Source organism: Lysinibacillus sp. JK80 (assembly GCF_027557635.1).
GTDB classification, from domain to species: domain Bacteria; phylum Bacillota; class Bacilli; order Bacillales_A; family Planococcaceae; genus Lysinibacillus; species Lysinibacillus capsici.
Genome location: NZ_CP058997.1, coordinates 4,384,473 through 4,409,888 on the forward strand (window position 1 = coordinate 4,384,473; position 25,416 = coordinate 4,409,888).

Annotated in this window: 23 protein-coding genes and 2 pseudogenes; 4 read left to right on the plus strand and 21 right to left on the minus strand. The window is 34.7% G+C overall.

The genetic code is table 11. The annotated features are described in order from the left end of the window. Positions 1-181: 181 nt before the first annotated feature. From HXV90_RS22020 to HXV90_RS22055, 8 genes are all read right to left on the minus strand, one after another. On the minus strand, positions 182-874 hold the full coding sequence (locus HXV90_RS22020; RefSeq protein ID WP_257961835.1) for a stalk domain-containing protein: 693 nt from the start codon (positions 872-874) through the stop codon (positions 182-184). Positions 875-1,039: 165 nt separating this feature from the next. Next, on the minus strand, positions 1,040-2,710 hold the full coding sequence (locus HXV90_RS22025) for a helix-turn-helix domain-containing protein (protein ID WP_269898010.1): 1,671 nt from the start codon (positions 2,708-2,710) through the stop codon (positions 1,040-1,042). Positions 2,711-2,845: 135 nt separating this feature from the next. Then, a complete protein-coding gene (locus HXV90_RS22030; protein ID WP_269898011.1) occupies positions 2,846-3,841 on the minus strand; it encodes an ABC transporter substrate-binding protein in 996 nt (331 codons plus the stop codon). Between the two features lie 324 nt (positions 3,842-4,165). Next, positions 4,166-4,654 carry a VOC family protein gene (locus tag HXV90_RS22035; RefSeq protein WP_269898012.1) on the minus strand — a complete coding sequence of 163 codons (489 nt, stop codon included), beginning with the start codon at positions 4,652-4,654 and terminating at the stop codon, positions 4,166-4,168. A gap of 272 nt (positions 4,655-4,926) precedes the next feature. Next, complete coding sequence (locus tag HXV90_RS22040; protein WP_054549726.1) at positions 4,927-6,219, minus strand: CitMHS family transporter; 1,293 nt, start codon at positions 6,217-6,219, stop codon at positions 4,927-4,929. A gap of 328 nt (positions 6,220-6,547) precedes the next feature. Next, positions 6,548-7,507: a tripartite tricarboxylate transporter substrate binding protein gene (locus HXV90_RS22045; protein WP_066037916.1), complete on the minus strand. Its 960-nt coding sequence runs from the start codon at positions 7,505-7,507 to the stop codon at positions 6,548-6,550. A gap of 39 nt (positions 7,508-7,546) precedes the next feature. After that, positions 7,547-8,224, minus strand: a complete 678-nt coding sequence (locus tag HXV90_RS22050; protein ID WP_054549728.1) for a response regulator — start codon at positions 8,222-8,224, stop codon at positions 7,547-7,549. A gap of 111 nt (positions 8,225-8,335) precedes the next feature. Continuing rightward, the gene (locus HXV90_RS22055) at positions 8,336-9,925 is read right to left on the minus strand and encodes an ATP-binding protein (protein WP_269899057.1); all 1,590 of its coding nucleotides are present in this window, start codon (positions 9,923-9,925) and stop codon (positions 8,336-8,338) included. A 631-nt stretch (positions 9,926-10,556) separates the two neighbouring features. Between HXV90_RS22055 and HXV90_RS22060 the strand changes: the two genes are divergently transcribed. Beyond that, positions 10,557-10,811: a GlsB/YeaQ/YmgE family stress response membrane protein gene (locus tag HXV90_RS22060; RefSeq protein WP_048393940.1), complete on the plus strand. Its 255-nt coding sequence runs from the start codon at positions 10,557-10,559 to the stop codon at positions 10,809-10,811. Between the two features lie 248 nt (positions 10,812-11,059). Here the strand turns inward: HXV90_RS22060 and HXV90_RS22065 are convergent, their stop codons facing one another. The 11 genes and pseudogenes from HXV90_RS22065 to HXV90_RS22110 all read right to left on the minus strand — a co-directional run bounded on the left by HXV90_RS22065 (position 11,060) and on the right by HXV90_RS22110 (position 21,191). Continuing rightward, positions 11,060-11,824: an SDR family oxidoreductase gene (locus tag HXV90_RS22065; protein WP_269898013.1), complete on the minus strand. Its 765-nt coding sequence runs from the start codon at positions 11,822-11,824 to the stop codon at positions 11,060-11,062. Positions 11,825-12,215: 391 nt separating this feature from the next. Next, complete coding sequence (locus tag HXV90_RS22070) at positions 12,216-13,295, minus strand: TnsD family Tn7-like transposition protein (RefSeq protein ID WP_269898014.1); 1,080 nt, start codon at positions 13,293-13,295, stop codon at positions 12,216-12,218. 3 nt (positions 13,296-13,298) lie between these two features. Further along, positions 13,299-13,424, minus strand: a pseudogene (locus tag HXV90_RS23565) (hypothetical protein); the annotation flags it as partial. After that, complete coding sequence (locus HXV90_RS22075) at positions 13,421-13,702, minus strand: hypothetical protein (RefSeq protein WP_269898015.1); 282 nt, start codon at positions 13,700-13,702, stop codon at positions 13,421-13,423. The pseudogene HXV90_RS23565 and the gene HXV90_RS22075, both read right to left, overlap by 4 nt. A gap of 9 nt (positions 13,703-13,711) precedes the next feature. Then, the gene (locus HXV90_RS22080) at positions 13,712-15,442 is read right to left on the minus strand and encodes a TnsD family Tn7-like transposition protein (protein WP_269898016.1); all 1,731 of its coding nucleotides are present in this window, start codon (positions 15,440-15,442) and stop codon (positions 13,712-13,714) included. 2 nt (positions 15,443-15,444) lie between these two features. Beyond that, positions 15,445-17,088 (minus strand): ATP-binding protein, encoded by a 1,644-nt coding sequence (locus HXV90_RS22085; protein ID WP_269898017.1) that lies wholly within the window; start codon positions 17,086-17,088, stop codon positions 15,445-15,447. A gap of 3 nt (positions 17,089-17,091) precedes the next feature. Next, positions 17,092-19,218 carry a Mu transposase C-terminal domain-containing protein gene (locus HXV90_RS22090; protein ID WP_269898018.1) on the minus strand — a complete coding sequence of 709 codons (2,127 nt, stop codon included), beginning with the start codon at positions 19,216-19,218 and terminating at the stop codon, positions 17,092-17,094. Then, positions 19,190-19,528 carry a TnsA endonuclease C-terminal domain-containing protein gene (locus HXV90_RS22095; protein ID WP_269898019.1) on the minus strand — a complete coding sequence of 113 codons (339 nt, stop codon included), beginning with the start codon at positions 19,526-19,528 and terminating at the stop codon, positions 19,190-19,192. The genes HXV90_RS22090 and HXV90_RS22095 overlap by 29 nt, the downstream gene beginning before the upstream one ends. A 60-nt stretch (positions 19,529-19,588) precedes the next feature. Then, a pseudogene (locus tag HXV90_RS23450) lies at positions 19,589-19,660 on the minus strand (hypothetical protein); the annotation flags it as partial. Further along, complete coding sequence (locus HXV90_RS22100) at positions 19,648-20,037, minus strand: TnsA endonuclease N-terminal domain-containing protein (RefSeq protein WP_269898020.1); 390 nt, start codon at positions 20,035-20,037, stop codon at positions 19,648-19,650. The gene HXV90_RS22100 and the pseudogene HXV90_RS23450, both read right to left, overlap by 13 nt. A 794-nt stretch (positions 20,038-20,831) precedes the next feature. Next, positions 20,832-21,191, minus strand: coding sequence for a winged helix-turn-helix transcriptional regulator (locus HXV90_RS22110; RefSeq protein ID WP_269898021.1), 360 nt, complete (start codon positions 21,189-21,191; stop codon positions 20,832-20,834). A gap of 147 nt (positions 21,192-21,338) precedes the next feature. Between HXV90_RS22110 and HXV90_RS22115 the strand changes: the two genes are divergently transcribed. Both HXV90_RS22115 and HXV90_RS22120 read left to right on the plus strand, forming a co-directional pair. Continuing rightward, entirely contained in the window at positions 21,339-21,722 is a 384-nt protein-coding gene (locus tag HXV90_RS22115) for a putative quinol monooxygenase (protein WP_269898022.1), read from the plus strand. Between the two features lie 53 nt (positions 21,723-21,775). Continuing rightward, positions 21,776-22,522: an SDR family NAD(P)-dependent oxidoreductase gene (locus HXV90_RS22120; protein WP_269898023.1), complete on the plus strand. Its 747-nt coding sequence runs from the start codon at positions 21,776-21,778 to the stop codon at positions 22,520-22,522. 568 nt (positions 22,523-23,090) lie between these two features. Here the strand turns inward: HXV90_RS22120 and HXV90_RS22125 are convergent. Together HXV90_RS22125 and HXV90_RS22130 are read right to left on the minus strand one after the other, a co-directional pair. Next, entirely contained in the window at positions 23,091-23,822 is a 732-nt protein-coding gene (locus HXV90_RS22125) for an SDR family oxidoreductase (RefSeq protein WP_269899058.1), read from the minus strand. After that, positions 23,822-24,097 (minus strand): Atu4866 domain-containing protein, encoded by a 276-nt coding sequence (locus HXV90_RS22130; RefSeq protein WP_269898024.1) that lies wholly within the window; start codon positions 24,095-24,097, stop codon positions 23,822-23,824. Before HXV90_RS22130 ends, HXV90_RS22125 begins: the two co-directional genes overlap by 1 nt. A gap of 267 nt (positions 24,098-24,364) precedes the next feature. On the opposite strand from HXV90_RS22130, the gene HXV90_RS22135 reads away from it, so the two are divergent. Then, positions 24,365-25,246, plus strand: coding sequence for an AraC family transcriptional regulator (locus tag HXV90_RS22135; protein ID WP_269898025.1), 882 nt, complete (start codon positions 24,365-24,367; stop codon positions 25,244-25,246). Positions 25,247-25,416: the final 170 nt, after the last annotated feature.

Below are 25,416 nucleotides of genomic sequence, written 5' to 3' on the forward strand. Positions count from 1 at the left end.
GTATAAGTATCGTATGAAATTATACCATATACTATCCAACTATTTTATAAGTAAAAGTGTAAATATTGACAAATATGTATTGACATTTCTCTATTTTGAAATAGTTATGAAGAGGTCAAATTTAATAAGACGATGACAAATTATTATGTCATCGTCTTTTTCGTTTATTAGTAGAGAAGGTTTATTGAATAAATTTAGGATCTAATATACCTAAACCACTGCCTTCAAGTTCAAACTTCACTTTTGAAACTCCATCTAAATTAACATGAACCTTTACCTTATCTTTGATTGCTCCACTATCATAAACTAATTTCCCATCTGCGTAAATTTTCATGAAACCTATTCCGAAGGAATTAGCTGCTAATTTTTTAATTGGTGCCAAATAGGTTTCGAATCCCTTGTAATTTCCATTGGCTAAGTATTCCACTGTATGGTCTTGAACTGCGCCTCCCCCATGATAACCACCAAGCTGATAGGATCGCTCAAATTTTTCACCTGTACTAATAATGACAGAGCTTGGATTGTGGAAGAAGTGGTCTTCATCACTTCCAATAGGTTTTACATCTTTTAAAGCGATGAATTTTGGAACATCACCAATATAAACGGATTTTGTTTTCCCATCCCATGTTACTTTTTCACCTAAAGATTCAGCAATAAATCGCATTGGGACATATATCGTGCCTTGATAATTAAATCCAGATTGACCTTCTGGCGGTACTTTCTCAACCTTATCTACATAATAATTAATTGGATCCTGAAACACGCTAATCTTTTTCATGTCACTTGCTGCTTCCGTTGTTGAAAAATAGGTAAAAGTCAAACCTCCTACTATAAAAAACCCTAAGTAACTAGTTATTATAAATAGCTTTTTCATAAAATCACTCCTTAAAATAAACATAGATATATGTAATTATACCAGAAATTTCATACAGCCTTTAAAGATTTTTATATCAGGATATTTTTTAAATTTATTTGTGAGCAATTATACGATTAATGGCAAAAACTCAATCCAATTAATGGATCGAGTTTTACTTTTTAATTATCGAATAACTTTCTTCTTAAAAATAGACGGTAGAACCTCTAACAACCGTTCACGTGTAATGGGATCACAATGATTCCATATAAAATCTATGAAATGAGTCTTACCAGGAGCTAGCTCGATTAACGTGGCGATTTGTGGGCAGTGAGTAATCGTTAGTAATTCTTTGGGGGAAGCCAAAATAAAATTACGCTCTCCAGCATAGTGATTTATTTGATGCTGCTGAATTTCTATCCATGCTTGCCCTTGCTCGATTAGCTGCATTACCTGAGGAGTAGGACGAAAGCCAAGAGATTCATACAAGCTTGCAGCCAATCCAGTCTGACACATAACATAATATTTAGTATCTAACTTGAGATAAACAGTAGCCGTCTCCCCAGCAACATAAACCTCTGCTAATTGCCTACGTACCAATCTTACTTTGTTCTCATATGTAGAAATCCACTTCTCTGCCGCTTTACTCCGTTCAAATAGTTTAGCGATATATCGTAACCGCTCAAATAGACTAAACTTGCTATTCAGTATAATAGTAGGAGCAATCGCATCTAGTTTCTGCAAATCATGTTCAGGATGAAAATAGCTAAGCAATAATAACTCTGGCTGCAGCTGTGCGATTTTATCCGGATCTACCCAATGCCCAATACTATGAATGTTCCTTAATTTATTGTGATAAACCACGTTATCTTTCATGATCGAGATGGCCGCCCCTATAGGAGGTATGCCTAGAACAAGTAATTCCCCAAGTGTAAATTTGCCATCAGTCACAATACGTGTTGCATCTTTAGGAACATGAATCTTTCTACCAAATGAATCGATAACTGTTCTTTCTGGAGTATGAAGTTGAATGTTTGCATATTCACGTGGGGTGTTTCCGGTTAATTTATGAAAGCATCGACTAAAATAATATTCATCCTTAAACCCAATTTGTCGAGCTATTTTTCTCAATGGCTCAGTTGAATTACTTAGAATTTTTTTTGCCTGGTTTATACGTACATGAGTCAAATAATCCGTCGGCTTTTTACCGGTCAATATTTTAAACTTTTGACTATATTGCCATCTTACCATTCCAGCCATGTTAGCTAATTGTTCAACTGTCAAGTCCTCATCATAGTGCTGTTCTATGTACTGTACAGTTTGTTGAACCAATTTTGTCTTTTCTTCGTGCTGTAACTGGTTAGCTTGTTCATCTAACTGAACCATCATAGCTAGTATTTGCTGAAGTCTACCTTGCAACATGGCCATTTCTAATGTGGATAGAGAGGAACAAAATTGATTATTGTTCGATGCTTCATTTCCTAATACCTGCTTGACTTGAGAAAACAACAGATGATAGGGATAACCATGAAGCAGGGGTGGATGAGCAATTCGGTTCAAAGTCATTCCTTCTACTTCAAAGGTTTCAAAGGTAAAGCGAGCAAGCTGTGCCTCTTTGTTACTTGACTCTACCGTGTAGCTTTGTATAGGCAAAATGAGCGTACAGCTTCCTTGTCGTAGATCGATTGCCATTTTGTCTACATACAGTCGTATGGCAGGACTGAGTGCTATCAATAATGTGCATAAATTTGTTTCATGATTATTTATTCCCTCATTATGGCTAGTAGCTGACATTAATCGATCAACTTGAAATCGATCATAGTGTTGTAGTCTAATATATAAGGATGTCAGATTCATAAGCAACTCTCCAAACATTGAAAATGATTCTCATTATCGTCATTGTAACATATAATGACCCACTATCAACGATTGTTCGAGTATGTGCTATTTAGAATACTAGCGGTTTAAAAATTGATTGGACGGATACAATTTTTACTGTTTGCGCATCCACTCTGGTAGCTTTTGGAACAATTGCTTCAAAGCTAATAAATTATCTGTATTCCATTCATTAGGAACAACATAAACTTTTCCCTTTTTGACAGCAGGCAAAGTTCCCCATATCGGGCTTTGTAGCAGCCGATCAGCTTCTGCTTCACTTTCACTATCCTCTTGTACAATTACAAACAAATGATCACCAGCAAACTCAGGAAGCACCTCTTCGGAAACCTCTAGGAAAGATACCCCTTCTACATCAAGAATATTCTTTTGTACTGCTGGTGGGACAGCAAAGCCATTTTTCCCATAAATAATAGCACCTAGGCTACGATCACCCATAACATAAAGCGTCTTTCCTAGCTGATAGAAAACTGTTGCGGTTTCCCCTTCTGTTAATTGAAACTTGTCAAACATTTCTTTAGACTCTGTTTCAAACTTAGCAAGCAATTGAGCTACTTCTTCCTGCTTATCTAGGATATCCCCCATCTCTTTTACTCGTTCTGTATAAGGAAGAGCAGGATTAAAGGGAATCGTAGTAGCGATTTTTGACAATTCTTCATTAAGATTTGGATCCGCCTTGTAATAGCCATTAATAATCAAATCAGGTTTTAAAGTCAAAATCGTCTCTAAGTCAGCAGGATTACCAATATCAACTATCCCTTCAAGTTTGCCTTCATAGTAACTAGGAGAATCTTTAGGAAGATTATTACCAACAACGGGAATATCCATCGCCAAGAAATCACCAATTGTCTGACCAATATAAACGACTCGTTTTGGATTTGCAGGTATTTCAACCTGTTCACCTGTAATCGTTGTATATTGAACAGTTGACTCACTTTCCTCTGCTGCTTTCACATCAGATTGAGTTATTTTCTCGTTTTCCTTTTTCTGCGCATCAGATGTGTTGCCATTAGAACTACATGCCGCTAATATCATTAGCAACAGGAGGAAACTCCCCCATAGTATAATTCTCTTTCCTATATATTGCTTCATATTTGTTGCCCCTTTCAGATTTACCTTTAATTGAAAATGATTATCATTTACAGAGTTATTATAGATTTTATGAAAGGGCGAAACAATGAAAAAAACGCAATAATTTATTTGGATAAATGTCAATAATCAGGATTATGAATGCCTTTTGGTTTTTTTAGTGAAGAATTATTCATTTTAGGGTTTATTCTACTTCGACTATATGATCAATTTAGAATCTCAAGAGAGAAAATGGTGAAATGTAAGCATAAGTATTAGCTCCCTATAGAAAAAAAAGAAACCATTTCAGTGGTTTCTTTTCATATTAACAAGCTGTTGATTACTATTCTATTTGATTTCTTCAGCGAGCTCTAAAATAATTCCTTCTGGCCCACGAACGTAGCATAGTTTATAGGCGTTTTCATAACTATAAATGTCACTAATAAGTTCTGCGCCCTTCTTTGTTAATTTGTTAACGAGGGCTTCAATATCTTCAACATTGAAGGCAATATGCTGGATACCCAAAGTATTTGCTAAAGGATGCTGGATACCTATTTCATTTGATGGCGCGTTAAATTTTACTAGTTCAATATTCGTCTCACCGTCTGGCGTTCGCAGCATTACTATTTCTATATTTGCGTCACTATCTGACGTTCGCAATTTTGCAACGTCCTCTTTTATATCTTGAAGCCCTATTACCCGCTCCATCCTCTTCACCCATTCACCCTCCACTTTTCCTTCCCCTAACACCTCAAGGCCAAAGTCAAGAAAAAATGCTTTCGCTGCAGGAAGATCATTGACGATTATCCCCACATGGTCAATCTTACGGATTTTCATATTTCAAACCACCTTTCTCCTATTTGAATAATTTCTTTTTAATTGCAGAATCCTAAGTCTTAATTATTTTTATCGTATATGATGATTGTCCTTTTTACGAATAAAAACGCTTTAAAACCCCTATCTGAAACATCCTTCTAAACAATTTTTAATTTATGGCGGGTACTCGAATAAGAATAGAAAAAAAGAAGCCCATTAAAATAGGCTTCTCTTACACTTATAAATAAAGAATTTTTACTAGGTAATCTTTTTCACCCCATGAACCGTAGCTTTTAAAGGGGGAAAATCCCCAACACTACACAGACAATAATCATGACAATTGTAGAACCGAATGCCCACTTTAAGAAGATACGTTGTAGTGTTCCGAAATCCTCTCCAACCATTCCTACTAATAAATACGTAGAGGGAACAAGCGGACTTAGAAGGTGTACTGGCATGCCTAAAAGAGAAGCTCTACCGATTAGGGCTGGATCAATGCCATATACTGCTCCTGCCTTTGCAAGTAACGGCAGTACTCCATAGTAAAAGGCATCATTAGACATAAAAAATGTAAAAGGTGCGCTGAGAATGGCTGTAACAACAGCAAAATGAGAACCCATTGCATCTGGAATATAATGAATCACTGAGTTTGCCATTGCATCTACCATTGATGTACCTGAAAGAATGCCTGTAAATATCCCAGCTGCAAAAACCATAGAAACAACAGATAATGCATTGTCAGCATAATTCGCAACACGTTCCTTCTGATCTTTCAATTTTGGATAGTTTACAGTAATCGCAATCGCAAAACCAAGCATGAATAATGCAACAGGTGGTAATAACTCCATAATTAACGCTACTAAAAGAACAATTGTCAAAGTATAGTTAAAGATAATTAGTTTTGGACGTTTCAAATAGTCATCTTCGACTGTAGCAGCAGACTGAGCTGCCGCTTCATAATCATATTCTATAATACCAATCCGCTTTCTTTCCTGTCTTCCGAACGTAAATGCCATGAACAGAACAAAGATAGCCCCGCCAATCATCGCTGGAATCACTGGTGTAAAAACCTCAGACATTTCCAGATTCAAGGCTGTCATAACCCTTGCTGTTGGTCCTCCCCAAGGTAGAAGGTTCATCACACCCGAAGCTGAAACGGCAATACCAGCTAATACAATTGGTCGCATGCCAATTCTTTTATAAAGCGGTAGAAAGGCAGAAATAGTAATCATGTATGTTGTCGTACCATCACCATCTAAAGAAATAAAAAGGGCTAATACGGCTGTTCCGATAGCAATTTTTACAGGATCCCCTTTTACTAGCCTAAGAATCGTTTTAATGATTGGATCAAATACGCCAGCATCGATCAAAATACCAAAGAAAAGAATTGCAAATAAAATCATAATCCCTGTTGGAGCGACACTTTTAATCCCATCCAACATCATAGGTCCCATTTCACTTCCGAATCCACCAATAACTGCGAACGTAATTGGCACTACAATTAATGCAATCATTGCTGTAAGACGGCCCGTCATAATCAAAATCATAAATACTATTATCATTAAAAAACCTAAAATTGCTAGCATAATACTCCCCCCAAATGCTTCGTGAAGTTATTTATTAATTCGTTAAATAACTAATTTTCCGAATATTACACCTTATAATAAATTAACATCGACCAAATGTAATCGTTTACAAATTAATGTTTATTAATTTCTTTATAGCTATTTTGTACATTTTGTTCACGAAAAGCATTGTATGCCTGTCTATTTTTGATAAACAAAAAAAGAGGCTAACCTTGGACTATGTATTCTCTCCACCATCGTATAAGACGATAGAAAGGAAAACACATAGATCTCAATAGTCAACCTAATAAAGCAAATATATTACTATGCCTAATAAGAGTAAATTTACTCAGTAAATCTCCAATAATTTCTCATATTTCTTATTTTCATCATCAAGAAATCTAGATGTATCTCTACTGTTCATATAAAAATCTTCCCACATATATATCTGTAAAGTTTGTTTCCATTCTTTGGTTTTGACCATTTTTGCAAATGTCGTCTCCCAAAATTCGATTTCCTTTTTTGACATATTAGGTGGTCCCATAATACCTCGCCAGTGTTTAAAAACTACATTTATTCCCTCTTCCTTCCATGTAGGAATTTCTGGGAGCTCCTTTAAACGTTTCTCCGAGGAAATGACAAGCAATTGTACCTGATTCAAATCATAATATTTTTTAGCCTCGGATAATGCCATCGTTGCCACATCTATTTGCTTTTTTAATAATGCATCAACAACTTCATCACTATTCTCATAAACTAAAAAATCTAGTTTTTCAGGATGCACTCCTGCCTGTTTACTCGCTAATACAAAAGAAATTTGATCATCATTGCCTAATCTCGGGGAAACTCCTATTTTATACGCTTGAGGTGTTTCTTTGAGCTCTTCCATTAAACCTTTTGCACTTTTTATTTCTGAATCCTTGGAGACAATTACGACATTCCATTCTGTAGCCAAAGTGGCAATGGGTGTAAAATCTTTGTAAGTTAGCTTACTTTGCCCCAACAAATGATTGGTTATGAGTAGGCTTGAATTCATTGCTAGCACATGTTTTTTTTGTTGTTTAGTATATTTCCATCCTAGCTCTCCACCAGCACCTATTTTATTCAGTACATGAATATCCTCATCAATCAAATTGTTACTCAGTAAAATATCCTGTATGGCTCTTGCTGTTTTGTCCCAACCTCCACCAATAGAGCTTGGGGCAATGAATGTTACTGTATCTGTTATTGCTTCATGCCCCTCATCTTGTGAACAACCAAAGCAAAGCATGACAACAAGCACGAAAATAAACATTATTTTTTTTCTCATTGTTCATCCCTTGTCCTTATTTTTAAGTTAACCTTGTTGTTATTCTTTATAGTAATATTTCCTCTCAGGCCTTCCAACAACTCCATATTCATGTTTTGCCGTACAGACATCAATTGAAACAAGAAACTCTAAATACCTTCTAGCAGTTGTTCGAGATGCACCGATTTGTTCACCCATCTCCTCGATGGAAATACCACCTTTTAGTTCCTTCATTACCTCTTTCACTTTTTCTAAAGTATGACGATCAACACCTGAAGGTAAGTCTTTTTGAGATGAGGACAATTGATTGGCAACACCAAAGTATTGATCAATCAATGTTTGGTCGACCTCATCACGATGACTTAGAAGTTTTTTCTTTTTTTTATATTCTTCCACCGCTTCAACAAATTTCTCCATTGTCACAGGCTTCAACAAATAGTTACTCACACCATATCTAACTGCCGTCTCCAACATCGTTTTTTCTGTTGCAGCAGTCACTATAATAATATCGATTGTTGGATAATGATCGCGAATTTTTGCTAACAAATTTGTTCCAAGATCATCGGGCATATAGATATCCAAAAAAAGCAAGTCAACTTCATATTTCTCTAGTATGTCCATCGTTTCCTTTGCATTCAATGCCTTCTGAACAACCTTTACATCTGGTACTTTATGCAAAAACTGTTCTTGCACTTGTGCAATACGAAAATCATCTTCCGCAATGACAACCTTAATCATTTTTCCCCTCTCCTTCTTTTATCTCCCTGTGCTGACATTTAGAAACCCGACTTAAAGGGAAGTACCTCCAACATCAGTAGTACTATAGATTATTTCATTGAGTAAGCTTCATTATTTCGGTAGAAATACCGTGAAAATGGCCCCACCGTGTTTGTCATTTTTTACTTCTACTGTTCCACCTAAAGATTCTACAATTTGTTTAACATTAAATAAACCGTACCCCCTATTTTTTCCTTTAGATGAACTACGTAAATCAAATATAAAATCTAACATATCTTCAGCAATTCCCTTTCCGTTATCTGCTACTTCTATAATGATATCACTCCCAATTCCTGTAATTGAGAAAGACACCCTTCTCTCTTTTCGATCGGCTACGGCATCAAATGCATTATCAATAAGATTTCCAATGATTGTGATGATATCCGTGATTTCAATGTGACTTGGTAAGACATCTACATAACTATCAGGATCAATTTCAAAGGCAATCTTCTTTTCCGATGCATTACCCAGTTTCCCTAATAATATAGCTTGAACATTTATATCTTGAATTTGATTAAATAGGATTCGGTTTTGGTGTTGGTGATTGGCTGACTCCTTTTGTATAAATTCAAACGCATCCTGATATCTCTCTAATTGGATTAATCCTGATAATAAGTAAAGTTTATTTGAGTACTCATGCGTTTGCGCACGAAGTCCCTCAGAATATGCGCGAACCTCTGTGATCGTATCAATAAGCTTTTTAAGCTCCGTTTTATCACGAAAACTAGAAACCACACCCATAATCTTTTCATTTTCGATAATGGGAATAAAATTAAAAATAAATACTTTATCATTAATTAATATCTCTACATTATGAATGGGCTTACCTTTCTGTAATACATGATCGATATTAATTGCTGGTAAGACAAATTGAATATGTTCACCAATAGAGGATTCATCCTTGAGGTTTAACATTGAACTAGCAGAATTGTTGATTAAGGTTAAGAAACCCTTTTGATCGATTGCAATGATTCCTTCCTTTACTGATAACAGAATGGCACTTCTTTCTCTATATAGTGAGGAGATTTCATGCGGTTCCAATCCCATAGTATCTTTTCTAATACTTTTGGTTAAAAAAATACCACCAATGATTCCTAAAATTAAAACAATCAGAGAAGCAATGAGAATGGACTTAATTCGTTTATAAATATTTTGAAAGATTTCTTTTTCGGCGTATTCAACCGCTACGGTCCCAATTACACGAGTATATTCTCCATTGTCTGCTATGATAGGAACCTTTCCTATTAAAACAGAACCACTCTCTCGTTCCAATTCAAAATTATTAGAACCACCAAATATTAACCCATAATTATTTGTATGATCAAAACTCTTCTGACCAACCTGACTTGGGCTTCTGTGTGAGTAAATAACCTTCTCCCGATCTTCAATAATAATATTTTCTGCATTTACCTGATCTATTACTTGCTCAGCAATTGGACGAAAACGTAGCTCTAAATCACTTTTCCCAATGGATTCTTTAATTTCTGGCATAAGAGAGATTGTCATAGCCGTTTGCAATGCCAATTGTTTAACTTGAGTCCTTGCATCGACATATTGTAAATAAGCAAATATACTGGCGAGCAGAAAAACAATAAAAAGAATTAACGTGCTAATCAGTCCCAATATTTTTGTTTGTAATGGTATCTTTTTTTTGTTCAATATACTTAACCTTCACCCTTTTCAACTAGTATAATTCATATAACTTTCATCCTTCTTTTATTTAAATCCCTTTGTTGCCATATTTAAGAGAATATAACTTAGCTCATGGTAATTTGACTGTTATGATTGTTTCAACTAGAAAAATCATAAGAACTTACTAAATATGAGAGGAAAACCTAGTTTGAATCCAGCTTAATTTCTAGATTATACTATATTTCAAAGGAATTTTAGAATGCATAAAATTCTTCCACCAAAATCGGTGGAAGGTTTATGTAAATCAATAATAAAATCTTATACACACATCAGGAAAGTCCTGTTGTTAATCCATGCTTATACGCTAAGTCTCCATTTTGTAATTCTTGGTCAAAATAAACTTGTGATTTGATATTGGATTTCGGCGTTAGGTCCCTTAACTATACATCTTCTTCAGGATGAAAATAGAATAAACATGAATTTATTACTATCATTAAAATAAAGATGCTCCTCTTATTACAGAAATGCGCCAATGTCTGATATCTCCCTTGAAACTTCCCCTAATTTTTATTTTTTCCCTCCTTATAGTTTGAAAGAGTTCAAAAAAGGTTATAAAACACTATAACAAAATATTTAAAATACAAAATAGGAGATGGATAGTATGAGTTTCATTTGGTTTTTAATAATTGGCGGGCTTATCGGTTGGCTTGCAGGTATAATTTTGGGTAAAGATATCCCAGGTGGAATTATTGGTAATATTATTGCAGGTATTATCGGAGCATGGATTGGTGGTATGCTTCTTGGAAGTTGGGGTCCTAAAATTTCCGATTTCTATATCTTCCCTGCCCTCATTGGAGCAATTATACTAGTTTTCATTTTGAGTTTAATTCTGAAATCATTGCGTAGTGCTTCGTAAGCTAAATAGATCTCTTAATCTATTACTATACGATTAAGTGAATCAGATGTAACCAATAATAAATGGTGACTGTGCTTATAACAAAAAAGCGGCCTTCCACATCATATCTGTGGAGGACCGCTTTTACTTTGTTTTTAATTAACTTAACAATCCTCCGCTCCGTGAATTCAAGAAGAACAGAACAGCCTATACAACAATAGCGCCTGATTGAGGAGGACTATGCCATACAAAGCTTGATAATTAATGTTCTATAGATGTGATCCTCCACTTGCATCGAGCAATTGACCAGTTACCCAACGGCTGTCTGATGAAGCAAGAAAGGCGGCAATATCTGCCACATCCCCGGGCTCTCCCCATCTGTTGAAAATTGAAAGACCAGCCGCATATTTTTGTCCATCAAGGTTTTTCAAAGTCTTAGCATTCATTTCTGTATTAATAATCCCAGGCTGGATGGCGTTTACCGTAATATTCCGGCTCCCTAGTTGTTTGGCTAGAAGACGCGTAAACGTGTCGATTGCACCTTTGGACATACTGTACGTGAAGACACTTGGTGAAGCTGCACGTGTCACAAAAGATGAAATATTAATAATACGCCCCCCATCTTTTAAACGTGGTAAAGCTTGCTGAGTAACAAAAAGTGGTGCTTTAACATTTATCTTCATTACCTCGTCAAATGATACCTCTGTCGTCTCTTCTAAACTGATAATTTGACCAATTCCAGCATTGTTGACAAGAATATCGAATCCGCAACCGCCCATATATTCCCGAATAGTATCATCCAAAGTAGTAAATAAATCTTGAATACCATCTAGTGTACTAAGGTCAGCACCAATCGCCAAAGCATTTCCTCCGCTTTGTTCGATCTGGTGAACAACTGCTTCTGCCTCAGTACGTCTTTTCCCATAATGAACGACGACAAAGGCTCCCTCTTGTGCCAGACGCAATGCAATACTGCGGCCAATTCCTCGACTTGATCCTGTAACTAAAGCGATTTTGCCTGTTAACTTACCCATGCTTCCATCTCCTTGTTCAAACATAGTTAGATTACATAGAGAATTATATCAAGGGACATTATTTGAAATGTTGCTCTCCTATTCGGTTTCAAGGAGTGTTTCGTTATGGATAAAAACACCCCTTTAGAATAATAGTATCCAAAGGGGTAAAATGGTGTAATTTATTTACAAACGGTATGACTTTATTTAAAGTCACCAACACTGTCTACACTCAACTTAGTCGTGATGTATATTAGCTACAAGCACAGTTTCTTACGCAACCTAAATTTATAAAAACGCAACTTAATCATGATGTAATTTTAGAAATGAAATTATTTTAACCACAACTTAAACGTGATGTAGCATTTGTTCATTAAAGGCGTTTTTTCGATTATCTATTCTAAGTCGTTCTCTATTTACTTTTATTATATAAATATTCATTAAACAATTTATGTTTTTCTATGTATTCGTTTGTTTTCAAGAGATATTGCAGTTCTGCTTTTATATTTGTCTTATCAAGTGTCATATAAATCCATGAGCTTACTTTAGGTGTTTCCAACACTATACCTTTACTAACAAGTGATTTTAAATATAACAGTACTTGTTTATCTCTTTTAATCCAATTAATAGGGGTCCTCGAAAATACTGATAAGTCCTCTGGTTTAAACCATTTCTCTCGTTCATTTTCTTTAAGCAACTCTTCAATTTCAATTGAATTGATATGTAATTTACTTGAAGCTTCTTCTATGCTAAAACCCTTATTATAAATTAATGATAATACATTGATTTTCCATTCTTCTGTTTTATAAAATCTTGTTACAATCAAGCGCCAATCCTTTATTCTGAAAATCTTTTCATATTCAAAATAACATTGATCACATTTGAAATATATTATTAACCTTCTTTTTTGATTATCAAAATATATTTCGGCATCTTGTATATTACATTGATTGAAGCTTTTACAGAAATAATTCAAACATGGAAAAGGCCCAATTTCTCCTGTTGGAAGAGTTAAATTACATTTCATAAAATCTGATAAAGAGTTAAAAAAGAAATTAATAAAGATTATTGTCTCAATATAGGTGAAATGTATATTACATATTAAAGGGTTATCTACAATACGTTCATATATTCGTTCATTAAATCCCGAAAGTTTCATTAATTCATTCCCATAGTAATTCTCTATATCTATTCTAAGTTTTATTACATCAACATGTCCTGTAGATTTTACATATCCATTAGCAATTAAAAACAAATAGAACTTACCGTATCTAAATTTAAAATGCAAATTCAAATTTTCCATATTTAAATTCAAACTTTGTTTTGTAAATATTTGTGCATAAAACATGGTTTTATTCGAGAACTTCTCTAATACTTCAGAGCTTAAATCTCTAATTTTTAATGTTTTCAAAGAAGTCTTACTATAATTCCAGTTTTCTAAAATAACATCATGTTCTAAACAAATAAAACTTGTGGGTAATTGATGGGACAACCGCCAATATGATTCACCCAGAGTTTTTATGTCATCCCGAACACAGTTAGGACAAAACTTTAAATTAAATGAGTTCATCAATATTTGGTGTTTTACATTTAATTTTTTATCTTTTAAGCCATAAATCATATATTGTAGTAAGTATTTATATTGAATAGGAGGGAGAAAATTACAATAATAAATAAAAGAGTATGGTATTTTAAATAATACTCCTCATCACGTGTATCAAAAGGTCCTAACATTTCAATAAAACTTTGAATATTATTTGGTAGCAAAGGATTTATCTTAGGTGAACCTAGTTCAGTTAATGTAGTTTTTTCATTCTTATTTAGACTTCTTTCATGGTATCTAGCAAACAAACTAAAGAGCAACTCATCTTCTTGAATATTTGGAATGAATGAGTTCACGTAATCACCTCATAAACATTTTATTCTCCACATCTTAAGCCGTTCTCTATACTGTTCATTTGATTCAGTTACTGATTCAATTAGCTCTTTTGTTAAAGGCATTTTCTCTAGCTGCTTTTCGATTAAAGCTAATTTCTCAATCGCAATCCCTATATGTCTTTTTGTTAAACGTACGGGCTTTGTATCAATATCTATAGTTAATAAATACCCCTTAACCATCTCCTGAATTTCCAAATCCCTTTCATGCCAATTTACTCTTGATACTATTTTTGTACTTTTTATAGACGCTGGTGAATTATAATATAGCCACGCTTTATCATGTCTATATAGCCATGAATAAATGTTAGGAATCAATTTTCTTATTTGGGTTTTTGAATATGTTGGATTTTCTTTTTGAGTACGTAACCAACTGCAGCGATAGTCTAATATATTTGTCGAATTTTTAACTGCTACAACTTTATTTTTATTTTTTTTATAATACTTAATTGCTGTTCCAACGTCTACTTTCAATAATTTAGCTGCTTTTCTAAAACTTAAATGTTCGTTATCAATATATTGGAACAATTTACTTTCCCATACACTTCCAAAATTTCTAACAAACCTATATTCATACATACCTTCTTGAGAAGTATCTGGACCTAAACGGGTATATTTAAATTCACAGTTACAATTGAATATTCCAATGGGTCTCCCTGTATCGGTACATCTCTTTATACTTAGATTATCCACTACAAAATCTTTATAATGTTCTGCAGCAGGGTTTAAACATGGGAAAGGCCCTTTTCCAAATGGACTTTCAAAATAATCCGTTTCAATAGTATTAATTTCTATCTCCAAGAAATTCATTAATAATAAATGCCTTACAGGATGGAAAGATATTCGATGTTTACGTGTAATGGTTTTTAACCAACACGACTCTTGATCTAATATTGGAACTGATTGAAAATAACCCAAAATATTCATACCATAAAATTTTATAAATTCATTATATAAATCGGTTTGGCGTACATGTCCTCCCGCTGTAATTAATCCTTTTTTTCTTAGCTTGTCTTTATACAGAGACACTAAATTTAAGGACTTAACATGTATATCTTTCATCAACAGCCTTTTACTATTATTGGCTATATCAATTAAATGATTGGTCTCTGCAAAAGTTACATTATTTTGAATACATTTGGTATTAATAGAGGCGAAGCAATTATTTTTATTAGGTGTTACTAACTGTGAATTTTTATTTCTATATAGTACAGAACTAAAATGGAGAGACTCATTATGCTGTAAGCAAATAAATACACTAGGGAGTTGATGGGATATACGCCAATACGCCTCACCAAACTCTTGGATATCATTCTTAAGGCAAGAAGGGCAGTATTTAAAGTATTTAGTTTCTTTCACTTTACTTTGAATCTGCCCTAGTATCATTTGAATGTTATTCGATTTCTTTAACTTAACTGCTTCAATAATTAATTTTTTATCTGAATTAATAAGAAAGTTTGTAAAATAATAAAATGGAGTATGTTTAAATAATATAGACTCAAAATCGAGATATCCAAAAAAACGTAAATGTCCCATTACTGTTTCCAAATTAGATGGGAAATCAGGTGTTAGTTTAGATCGACTGTCATTAAATAATTTATTTAGTGTATGTCTTAAACTTAACTCAGTACTTCTATTAGAATATCTAGCGAAAAGACTATAAAGCAACTCATCTTCATATGGATATGGAAACCAACCAATCAATATTATCCCGTCCTAAAATAGTTTTTGTCAGAGAAGGGGGCTATGATTAACCCTTTATTAATTAAGGAATCATGCGCTGAATTTCTCTCTTTGCGACCATTATCGACTATTTTAAAGATAATATTCGTTGACCGTTTATTCTTTTTATTTTTCATTTTTTCATTCTCATATTGAACACGTTGGTTAATATTTGTTAATGCTAATTGAACTGCCTCTTGGGAAGAAATTTTTGGATTTTCTTTAATTACTTTTTTCGCTTCTGTCTCTGCATACTTAGCATCAATATCAAGGTTAATTAATGTTAAGATAACCTTTTGTAAAACAGAGATTTCTTTTTCTTCTCTTTTAGCTGCCATTTTTTCTTTTTGTTTAGTTATTAAATCCCTCATATTCACTGATTTTTCTCTTTGTAAAAGAAAATCATCAATGTCAAATGGTGTAATATCATCATATTGCGCTATATCGTCTAAATTTCCTTCTTTTAACGCTTGAAGCATTTTACGCGTCATACTTAAATACTTTTTGCTAATATGGCTAATCATACTAGTGGAGATTTTCTCTATTCCAGTTTCTATAGCATATGATTGTGCTAACAAAAATAACTTTACAGCTATATCTACAATACCTTGACTTTCCTCATAAAGAACGTCTTGCCACTCTTTAGTTAGCTCTACCTTTTCCTTAGTCCATTGATACTTCCACATACTACTTAAAAGTACTTCCCAATTATCATCCTTCTTCATTTGTTCCCAGATTAGCTCTCCATGACCTCCAGCTCTCCTTGCTTGGCGGAAATTCACTTGAAGTAATTGCTTTGCCTTTGTAGTACCAATAATTACAATTGGAATACCAATTTCATTAACTAAAGTGACCAAAAAATTCATCATGCTATTCGAAACTTCTGATTTTGCTGTAAGCATATGCTGAATCTCATCTATTACAAATACACCCAAACAATGCGCTCTCGCTAATTGACCAATGTGTATTATTAAATAACTAAGCGATTCTCTTTTAAGTCCTTGTTTAAAGTAATTTGTCCCCAATATACCGTCCATTTTTGTAATAAAATCTAAACATAAGGTTTTAGGTGATCCGTCATTAGGGCAGTTTAGTTTAAGCCAGGGGACTTGCATAATATTTAATGGATATTTATGAATAATTACTTTTGGATATAACGATAGAACTCTTTCAATAGCTGATGATTTACCCATACCAGAAAATCCAATAATTGATAAACTAGAAGCTGTTTTTCTGATATCAGGAGGAAGCCCTAATGGCTCTTTATTTTCCAATCTTCGATGTAACTCGATTAACGTTTCAGCATGAGTTTTATTTCTTGGGTTTCTATATACATAACCATCTCTCAATAATCTTGAGAATCGTATTTCTAGCTCTAACGTTTTCTCTAATGGTTGATAAAAACGAGTTAATCTTGTAAGTGAATGGTATCGATAATGAGCAGAAAGTTGAATTTCATTTTCATCATATTCAGGTAAATATCCTAATTGAACAAAAGCTTCTTCAATTGATCGAATAGGGGGAAGAGCTTCAATTAATGGATTATCACGATAATCTGCTATAACCTGATCATTATATACCGCACTTATGGCATATTCTCCATTATTTAATTGAATTAAATTTTCCATCTTTTATTTCCCTTTATTTTCAAATAATTTTTTTATAGAAAATCTAGTTGTTTCTTCTGTATCAGATTCAATTTTTGCTAATGTATTAGGAATTACATTTTGATTCTTATCTTCTAATTTAAATGCCACTTCTTCAAGCATTTGATTACGTTCATTACGCTTATTTTCCTTTATATTTTTTGTTCTTTCAGATTTACTTATGGTTTTATCCATTTTCTCTTCTTTCTTCTTGTCGGCCTGTCTAACAATTGATTCAATGTTTGAGTAAAAATTCAATTCATTTTCTAATTGAGTGTGTTCAAATTCTTTTTGGCCATCTTTTTCATATTCTAATAATTGATTTATTTCTTCTATTGTCTTGTCTTTATATCTCACCTGATGTTCTATAAGTGTACAGGATATATATAGATCTCCATCATTGGAATGTAAATAAATTACGTTCATATTTCTTGGGTCATAGGAAAAATTCACTTTCCAACTTCCATCTCTTCTGGCTTTTGAAAACCATTGTTCATCTATGGCTTTCCGAGTAGTATAAAACATCTTTTTATACCTAATTCCTTTTTCCGTTACAGTTGCTTGATCTCTTGGCAATAAATAAAATTTGACCTTATTTATATCGTGTTTATGAAGTTTTCCTGCTGCATTCTTAACTCCCCATTCCCATAATTTGATAGGTATTGGTTCTACATTATCCCTTATATGTTCTTCACTTCTAACATAATCATTCATATAAAAATTGCTGTTATAGTAGAGTACGAAATTTATCAATATTTTCGTGTATTCCTCAATATTAAGACTCGCCTCTAATCTATAATCCTTTGTTCCTCTCTCACCATGGTCCTTTTGAACATACCCGGGAAGAAAGGGTCTTATTTTTTCTTGAGAAGAATCAAATAATTTTTCGACTATTCCTTTCCAATCTGGGCGATAGGGTGGTGTATTACTAATTCTCGGTCCTAATCCTTCAATTAAGTGATCAACACCACTACTGGCTAATTCACCTCTATCCCCAATAAAATTGTTAGGTAAATGCATTGAAGGCCACATTTCATGCGATATATTTATCCCATACTTTTTACAGTATTCTGTCTTATCTGTACATGCATTTAAAATTGCACTCATCATGGCTTTCCAAGAAGCATTCTCTAAACTTACATAAAGTCCTGTAATCAAATGTGTGTAGACATCAACAATAAAGTAAGTTGTTGGTCTACCTACAATCCAATTAGGATTAAATCGATTAACTAAATATATATTGCTAGGTGTCGCATCAATTTGATATATATCTCCTGGGCCTTGTGTTTCAGCTGTTGAAGACCCTAGAACTTGTCTAAAATTTTGTTCAAATTTTTTTAATCCTTCCCTTGCGATTGTTACTTCATCATTTTTAAATTCTTTACTATACCAGTACTCAAATTGCCTAAAAGAAGGGATCTCCTCTTCAGATTTTAAGACTATCTTTTCATTTTTTACTTCATCGTAATATCTAAATTTTGTATAGTAATCGCGAATCAACATTTTATAAACAAATTTTAAAGAAGGCTTTTTTGTACTTAAGTAGTATTTTTTTAAGGATTTTTCAAATTGGTTTTTAATCGCAGAGGTTATAATAACTCCGGATTTTCCATTCGCTTTTGGCCTTCCTGTTTTTTTCTTATATACCAATTCAATTTTATTTAAAGAGTAATCCGGGAATAGACTGTCTTTAATCATGCCTCTTTGCCAATATTTTCTTAAATTTTTGTAGAAAGTATTTCGGGATTTCACATTATTTGTAGTCATCGCACTTTCAATTAACTTATGTCTTCGGTCCTTCATATAAATGTCGGGTTCCTGATTAACTATTTCTTTAATCATTTCCCAAGTTTTATCTCTATGATTGAGATCTTTTTGAGTTGGTATTCGTTTCAAAGATGTGCTTTTACTTATTTCCACCACATAAATAGCGTTATTTATTCGTTCTTCAATTTCTGAAATTTTCATAATAAAAGGGGTAGCTTTTGCATCATTAATATCAATTACATAGGCAATCACATAACCACTATCAATCCATAAGATTCTATAAGTAATTTTCAAATCAATATCTACAATAAGTTCATTAACTGATAGAGTTATCATAAATGCCATTAATACCTCCCTTATTTACAATTATTTCAGTTAAATTTATTTTGAATGGTTGAATCGGGTTCTCCATATTTGCTGCTAATATATATTGTTTTGCAAATAGATGTCTCAAATAATAAATTCCTGAGCCATTTTCAAGGTTATATAAGGAATCAAATTCATTACAACACGTTACTAACAGCTGCTGAGAACTTAAACGTTTAGCGTTAGCTAAATACTCAAGAAAATATAAACTAATTGTTTCTTCATCTTTTTCTTTAAGATAATAATATTCATGTATATAATCCATATTGCTTACAAATGGCTTTGACATAACTTTCTCATCTATTAGACACCATTCAATATCATTGTCTGCCCAATATTGTCTTTCTAACTCCAGTTTTTCTAAAACACGGGTTTCTTCTAACTCACTACTGGGTTTTATAGACCTCGCTAAATGGACAATTCATTATTAATGCGTGTTGTAATCAAAAAATCGGTAGTCATCACAATATTTGTTTGGGTTTTGTTTTCAAAAGGGTGTTTTATACCTTTTTCTGACGCAATTTTCATAGTTCTTTCACGCTTTAGTGGGAATTGCTCTCTAATATCAATTACCTTGTGACTCCATTCCAAATAATAAAAATAAGAAAGTTCTAAATCAGACAATAAATGATGAATTCTATTTGTCTTCCAGCCCAATGGTCGGTGGACTCGTCCTTTACTTGGTATTTCATTAGTTTTAATCCAAGGAATATAATGATTTAACTCTCCTGAACCTCTTCCTTCTTTATAAAATTTTGCTATTTTTTCTTCTGTCCAAGTATATTTATTAATCGACAAAATATCACCACCAATCGACTTCTTTCCACTATTAATAGCAAATATTCAGAAAATTTACAAGCTCTGATTATTATTGCGAATGTTCATTTAAGAATTTTGTATAGCTTTATTGTTATGAAACTTATTGATTCTGGGTAAATGGTCAATAAAGTGGGGTATGATAACATGGCTTAGGGTGGGAAAGGGAAGCAATTGTCGGCCGCAATGTAGGGAAGTATTGCTACTATAGCTTAAGAAATGAACGTATTCATGAACTACTTGAAATGTTTGATGCTGTTCTCGAAGATGTTCTCCGATACTGCATGCTGTGCAAATCATATGGATTAGAGAGAATGAGTAGGTTTGCATCTTTTATATGAATATAAGTTATGAATTAAAAAGTGTAGTTTTAAAAAAACTTGATCATTTATAATAAAGTTTGATTAAAAATCCTGTGTTGATATATAGGATTTTTTTTGTTCAACAAACGGGCCAGATTGTTGAATAACACTTTTGACGATAAGAAATGCTATTCAAGTTTATATGCCAATTTATGAACAAGCTCCGCAAGTATAAACGTTGCTACTTCAACTGTTTATGCCATATGTATAGTAAACTGTATAATTTATGGTTCAAGCGCAAAGGCACAAATGTTGATTTAACAACATTCGTGTACTTGTATCTCCACTCAAATCTTAATGAGGTACTTTGTTTCTAACAAATCATATTTGCACGAGAACCTCTTTTTCTATTACTAATTGATCCTCCTAACCTCATCCCAGTGCAACAAAAAAACACCTTACATATAAGGTGTGTTAAAAAGAAGCCTCTTCGGATAGTAGGATTTCGATTTCATCCTCTGCATAAATTTGCTCCGCATAATGGCTTCCCCATTGACAGAGCTCCTGCAAGATAGGTTTAAGAGATTCTCCAAGTTCAGTGGATGAATATTCAACCTTCGGCGGTACTTGATTATATATCTTTCTGCTTACAAGTCCACTGGCTTCAAGCTCTCTAAGTGTTTGAATCAGCATTTTCTGAGTTATATTTGGGATAATGCTCTTTAATTCACTCGTTCTCTTTGGTCCATCCTTTAAAAAGTATAATACAAGGCCTTTCCATTTTCCGCTAATAACTTCCATTGTCATTTCAAAACCACAACTAACTTTTTTCATGTCTAAACCCCCATATTATATAATTGTTACTTTTTAGTTAGTATATAACAAAAAAGTGGGTACTTCCAATAATATAGTTTATAGATGGATAATATACCTTGTAAGGTGTTTTTCAAGGCAGAGATTACAAAAGGGGGAATATTACAGATGACTAGCAATACTAATCAAGTTGTTCTAAACATTCGTTTCAAAGTTAAACCAGGTAAAAAGGAAGTCTTTCGGAACTCACTTTATTCACTTGTTGAAGTGATGTCGAAAGAACCTACCTTTATAAATGCTATTATAAGCGATGATATTGAAAAGCCGGATGATCTTGTAATTTATGAAATCTGGCAAGGCACAAAAGACAGTTGGTTACAGGAAGAATTGCCAAAGCCTTATCGAAAAAAATATGAAGAAATTCTTGGTGATCTACTTGAGGATAGAATAATAAGTTACTTAATACCAAACGGAGAATGGGGAAGTAATTTAACGAATGGGTCAAGAACAAGCTCAGAAAGCCTAAATGCCTCTATATCAACTTTTAAGTAACTTACTAAAGGTACTAGACATAAAATAAAATTAATTCTAAAGGAGTGTTAAGTATGGGTAAATTTGAAGGTAAAATAGCGCTTGTAACGGGTGGAACAAGTGGGATTGGTCTTGCTACAGCACAAAAATTTGTAAACGAAGGTGCATATGTTTATATCACGGGACGTAGACAAAACGAACTTGATAAAGCCGTTAACCAAATTGGCAAGAACGTAACCGGTGTTCAAGGTGATATTTCTAAACTTGAAGACTTAGACAAACTATATGACATTATAAAGCAGGAAAAAGGTAAGTTGGACATTCTTTTTGCTAATGCAGGCACCGGCAACTTCCTTCCATTAGGTGAAATTACTGAAGAGCAGGTTGATAGAACGTTCGACATTAACGTTAAAGGAACCATCTTTACTGTTCAAAAAGCATTATCACTATTCCCGGACAAAGTAGGTTCTATTATTGTAACGGGCTCTACTGCTGGATCAATTGGCAACCCAGCGTTTAGTGTATATGGAGCATCTAAAGCAGCATTAAGAGCACTAGTTCGCAACTGGATTCTTGACCTAAAAGGTACTGAAATCCGTGTAAATGTGGTAAGTCCAGGAGGTATTCTTACACCTGCATACGATGAGCTTTTTGGTGAGGCACTAGAAGAGGTACTGGAAAATAGCAGAAATACTGTTCCAGCTGGAAAAGTTGGGACACCTGAAGAAGTAGCAAACGCTGTATCTTTCCTTGCTTCAGACGAAAGCAGTTACTTGACGGGTGTTGAATTGTTCGTAGATGGCGGGCTAGCACAGGTATAATTTCACTGGCAGAGATTACAAATAGTCCCCGAAAAAGGTTAATGGGATTTACTTGAAGAAGTCGTATAAAAAAGTCGTTTCCTTAAAGGACAGGGAATTCGACTTTTTTTATGTTTGGATTTGCTTATCGATGTAAATTCATATTTTCCTGGGGCTACCACTAAATGACCTGAAAAAAGATTATTTTATGAATAAATGTATTAAATTAACGGGTGCTTTAGCAAAATAAAATAACTAAGGTGTCATTTTTGCAGCTTTTTCGCATTTAGCACTATTCAACAATCGGGCGCGATTGTTGAACATCAAGAGTAGAAAATGATTAAACTTTTTATAAAAATTGCACATTGTTTCACAAAGAATTAACCCGTTTTGAACAAACTTTGTTCAAAACGGGCTCTTTTAATTTAGCTTAAATTATGGGTCTGTGGGTTGTTTTTGAACAAACATTATTCTAAAGCTACATCAACTACGAGAGAAAGCCAGAAAAAATGAGGAATCTCCAAGAATGGATTCCAGAACAGAGAAGTCTAGATTTGCTAGTTGGACTCCTAATGTCCCTTTGTTTAATTTATATTGCGGGTTTAATGACCAGTTCACTTACATCGACATACTCTGGCTGTTCCAGCGCATAGACGATAGCACCGGCAATAGCCGTTGCTGGGAGAGTGGTACGCCGGTATTCCTTCATGATTTCCTTTGCCTCGTTGTCGGTAATGCTCTCGGCTAGTTCTGATTCCGTTACCCCCGGCGATACAAGGGTTACACGGATGCCTTGGCCTGCAGTTTCTTGCCTCAATCCATCCGTTATGGCACGTACAGCATATTTGGTCGCGCAGTAGACAGCTGCTGTCGGGCTCACTTCGTAGGCGCCGATGGAAGCGATATTGATGAAATGGCCGAAACCTTGTTTTTTCATGACCGGAAGACCTGCGGCAATGCCATGGAGGACACCGCGAATATTGATATCAATCATTCGGTTCCATTCCTCGATCTTCAGTGCTTCCAGCGAAGAGAGCGGCATCACCCCTGCATTGTTGATTACAGCGTCCACTCGTCCAAAATGACTTTGAGCTGCTTCAATGATCGCTTGCATCTGTTCCAGCTCCGTCACATCAAGCCGCTGGACGACTACAGAACCACCATCCGCCTGAATGTCAGATGCCAATGCCTCCAGTCTTTCGACACGCCTTGCCCCGATGACAACATGGGCGCCTAGACCTGCGAGCAGTCGGGCTGTTGTTTCACCGATTCCGCTACTTGCTCCCGTAATCACTACTACTTTTCCATTAAGTACAGACATCATTCGTTGCCCCCTTCGCTAGGTTCTTCTAAATATAGCACCATACCTGCATGGTAAAGCACTCCATCGGTAAAATCACCATCAGCAGTAAAGCCTGTATCATCGACATATTCGATATGATTGCCCTCGATAAAGTAGCTGCCTTGATAGGCGCTTTTTTTGCTGCCGCGTGCTTCGTCGTACCGTCCGTTCGGAAGCAGCTCGTGCCGAATATGACCGTCCGCGGTTACCCAGATGCCTGTATAGGGATGTAAATTAGCATGTTCTTTTTTCATTTTATAATCTCCTCCCACATGTAAACGATAGGCAGCACTAAAACTCGACAGGTTAAAAATGAAAATGAAGTGACCGGAGAGCATAACGGAAACCTGCTCCATTTCTGTACTATCCAATTGAAGTGCCTGACCATAAACACATTATGAATCTTTGTGCCGAAGGGGAGGTAGCCGGTATTTATGAAATGATTGCCTAATACTCCAACAAAATATAATATAGTGAATAAGAAATCCATATGTGTTAATGGAAAAGGTGGAGGAACTGCCATGGAGCGGATTAAGGAATTAGCAGAGTTGATTGAGAGAAATGTAACGTTGGATGGAACGTCTGAGACATCTATACCAGGCTTGCAATTTGTTCGTGCCTCCCGGATTTCTGAACCTGTTTACTCTGTTTATGAACCTTCCCTATGCATTGTGGCTCAGGGAACAAAATTGGTCATGCTCGGTGAAGAAAGCTATCAGTACGATTCGGCCAGTTATTTGACCGCGTCTGTTCATTTGCCGATTACAGGACAGGTCATGGTGGCTTCACCCGAAAAGCCTTATTTATGTGTGAATTTGCAGCTGGACATGAATCAGATTTTCGAAGTCATTCAATCATCGAATCAAGGAATTTCTAATGATTCCACAGGTCGGGGTCTGGAAATCAGCCTTATAAATGAATCGCTCCTGGAAGCGGTATTACGGCTGATTAGGCTGCTGGAGACTCCGCAGGATATATCGGTCCTTGCCGCAAGTATTAAACGTGAAATCATTTACCGGATTCTACAAAATGATGAGAACAACTCCTTGAAACACTTTGCCCTTGTAGGCAGTCAGGCCCAGCGCATCGCAAAGGTAATCGGGGTATTAAACCGTGAATTCGCTCAACCGTTAAAGGTAGATGACTTAGCGAAGGAGGCCAGAATGAGCCCCTCATCCTTCTATCACCATTTCAAGGAAATCACAGGCATGAGCCCAATCCAGTATCAGAAACAGCTTCGGCTGCAGGAAGCACGCCGAATGCTTTTAACGGAAAGCATGGAGGCGGCTGAAGCAGCGTTCCAGGTAGGCTACGAAAGCCCCTCGCATTTCAGTCGGGAATACAGTCGCAAGTTTGGCATGTCCCCAATGAAAGACATACAGCGTTTGAGGGAAATGATTTAATAAAAAGAAAATACGTTTTTCTAAGGTAAAGGAGATTCTAAGCTATTTTAATAGCCCTTTTATAACGCTATCTTACTTACTAATTCTATAAGGTTTATTCTCTAAAATCATGATTATTACAAATAATGAAATACATTAGAAGTATTAGTAATAAGGAAGGTGTCCTTGGA

What these genes read in the sequence shown, in the direction of transcription:
- HXV90_RS22065 (WP_269898013.1), bottom strand. Translation starts at nt 11,824, where the DNA reads ATGGGTAAGTTAACAGGCAAAATCGCTTTAGTTACAGGATCAAGTCGA.
- HXV90_RS22025 (WP_269898010.1), bottom strand. Translation starts at nt 2,710, where the DNA reads ATGAATCTGACATCCTTATATATTAGACTACAACACTATGATCGATTT.
- HXV90_RS22125 (WP_269899058.1), bottom strand. Translation starts at nt 23,822, where the DNA reads ATGTCTGTACTTAATGGAAAAGTAGTAGTGATTACGGGAGCAAGTAGC.
- HXV90_RS22085 (WP_269898017.1), bottom strand. Translation starts at nt 17,088, where the DNA reads ATGGAAAATTTAATTCAATTAAATAATGGAGAATATGCCATAAGTGCG.
- HXV90_RS22115 (WP_269898022.1), top strand. Translation starts at nt 21,339, where the DNA reads ATGACTAGCAATACTAATCAAGTTGTTCTAAACATTCGTTTCAAAGTT.
- HXV90_RS22030 (WP_269898011.1), bottom strand. Translation starts at nt 3,841, where the DNA reads ATGAAGCAATATATAGGAAAGAGAATTATACTATGGGGGAGTTTCCTC.
- HXV90_RS22130 (WP_269898024.1), bottom strand. Translation starts at nt 24,097, where the DNA reads ATGAAAAAAGAACATGCTAATTTACATCCCTATACAGGCATCTGGGTA.
- HXV90_RS22040 (WP_054549726.1), bottom strand. Translation starts at nt 6,219, where the DNA reads ATGCTAGCAATTTTAGGTTTTTTAATGATAATAGTATTTATGATTTTG.
- HXV90_RS22135 (WP_269898025.1), top strand. Translation starts at nt 24,365, where the DNA reads ATGGAGCGGATTAAGGAATTAGCAGAGTTGATTGAGAGAAATGTAACG.
- HXV90_RS22020 (WP_257961835.1), bottom strand. Translation starts at nt 874, where the DNA reads ATGAAAAAGCTATTTATAATAACTAGTTACTTAGGGTTTTTTATAGTA.
- HXV90_RS22120 (WP_269898023.1), top strand. Translation starts at nt 21,776, where the DNA reads ATGGGTAAATTTGAAGGTAAAATAGCGCTTGTAACGGGTGGAACAAGT.
- HXV90_RS22110 (WP_269898021.1), bottom strand. Translation starts at nt 21,191, where the DNA reads ATGAAAAAAGTTAGTTGTGGTTTTGAAATGACAATGGAAGTTATTAGC.
- HXV90_RS22035 (WP_269898012.1), bottom strand. Translation starts at nt 4,654, where the DNA reads ATGAAAATCCGTAAGATTGACCATGTGGGGATAATCGTCAATGATCTT.
- HXV90_RS22090 (WP_269898018.1), bottom strand. Translation starts at nt 19,218, where the DNA reads ATGGCATTTATGATAACTCTATCAGTTAATGAACTTATTGTAGATATT.
- HXV90_RS22050 (WP_054549728.1), bottom strand. Translation starts at nt 8,224, where the DNA reads ATGATTAAGGTTGTCATTGCGGAAGATGATTTTCGTATTGCACAAGTG.
- HXV90_RS22060 (WP_048393940.1), top strand. Translation starts at nt 10,557, where the DNA reads ATGAGTTTCATTTGGTTTTTAATAATTGGCGGGCTTATCGGTTGGCTT.
- HXV90_RS22045 (WP_066037916.1), bottom strand. Translation starts at nt 7,507, where the DNA reads ATGAGAAAAAAAATAATGTTTATTTTCGTGCTTGTTGTCATGCTTTGC.
- HXV90_RS22095 (WP_269898019.1), bottom strand. Translation starts at nt 19,528, where the DNA reads ATGTCAAAGCCATTTGTAAGCAATATGGATTATATACATGAATATTAT.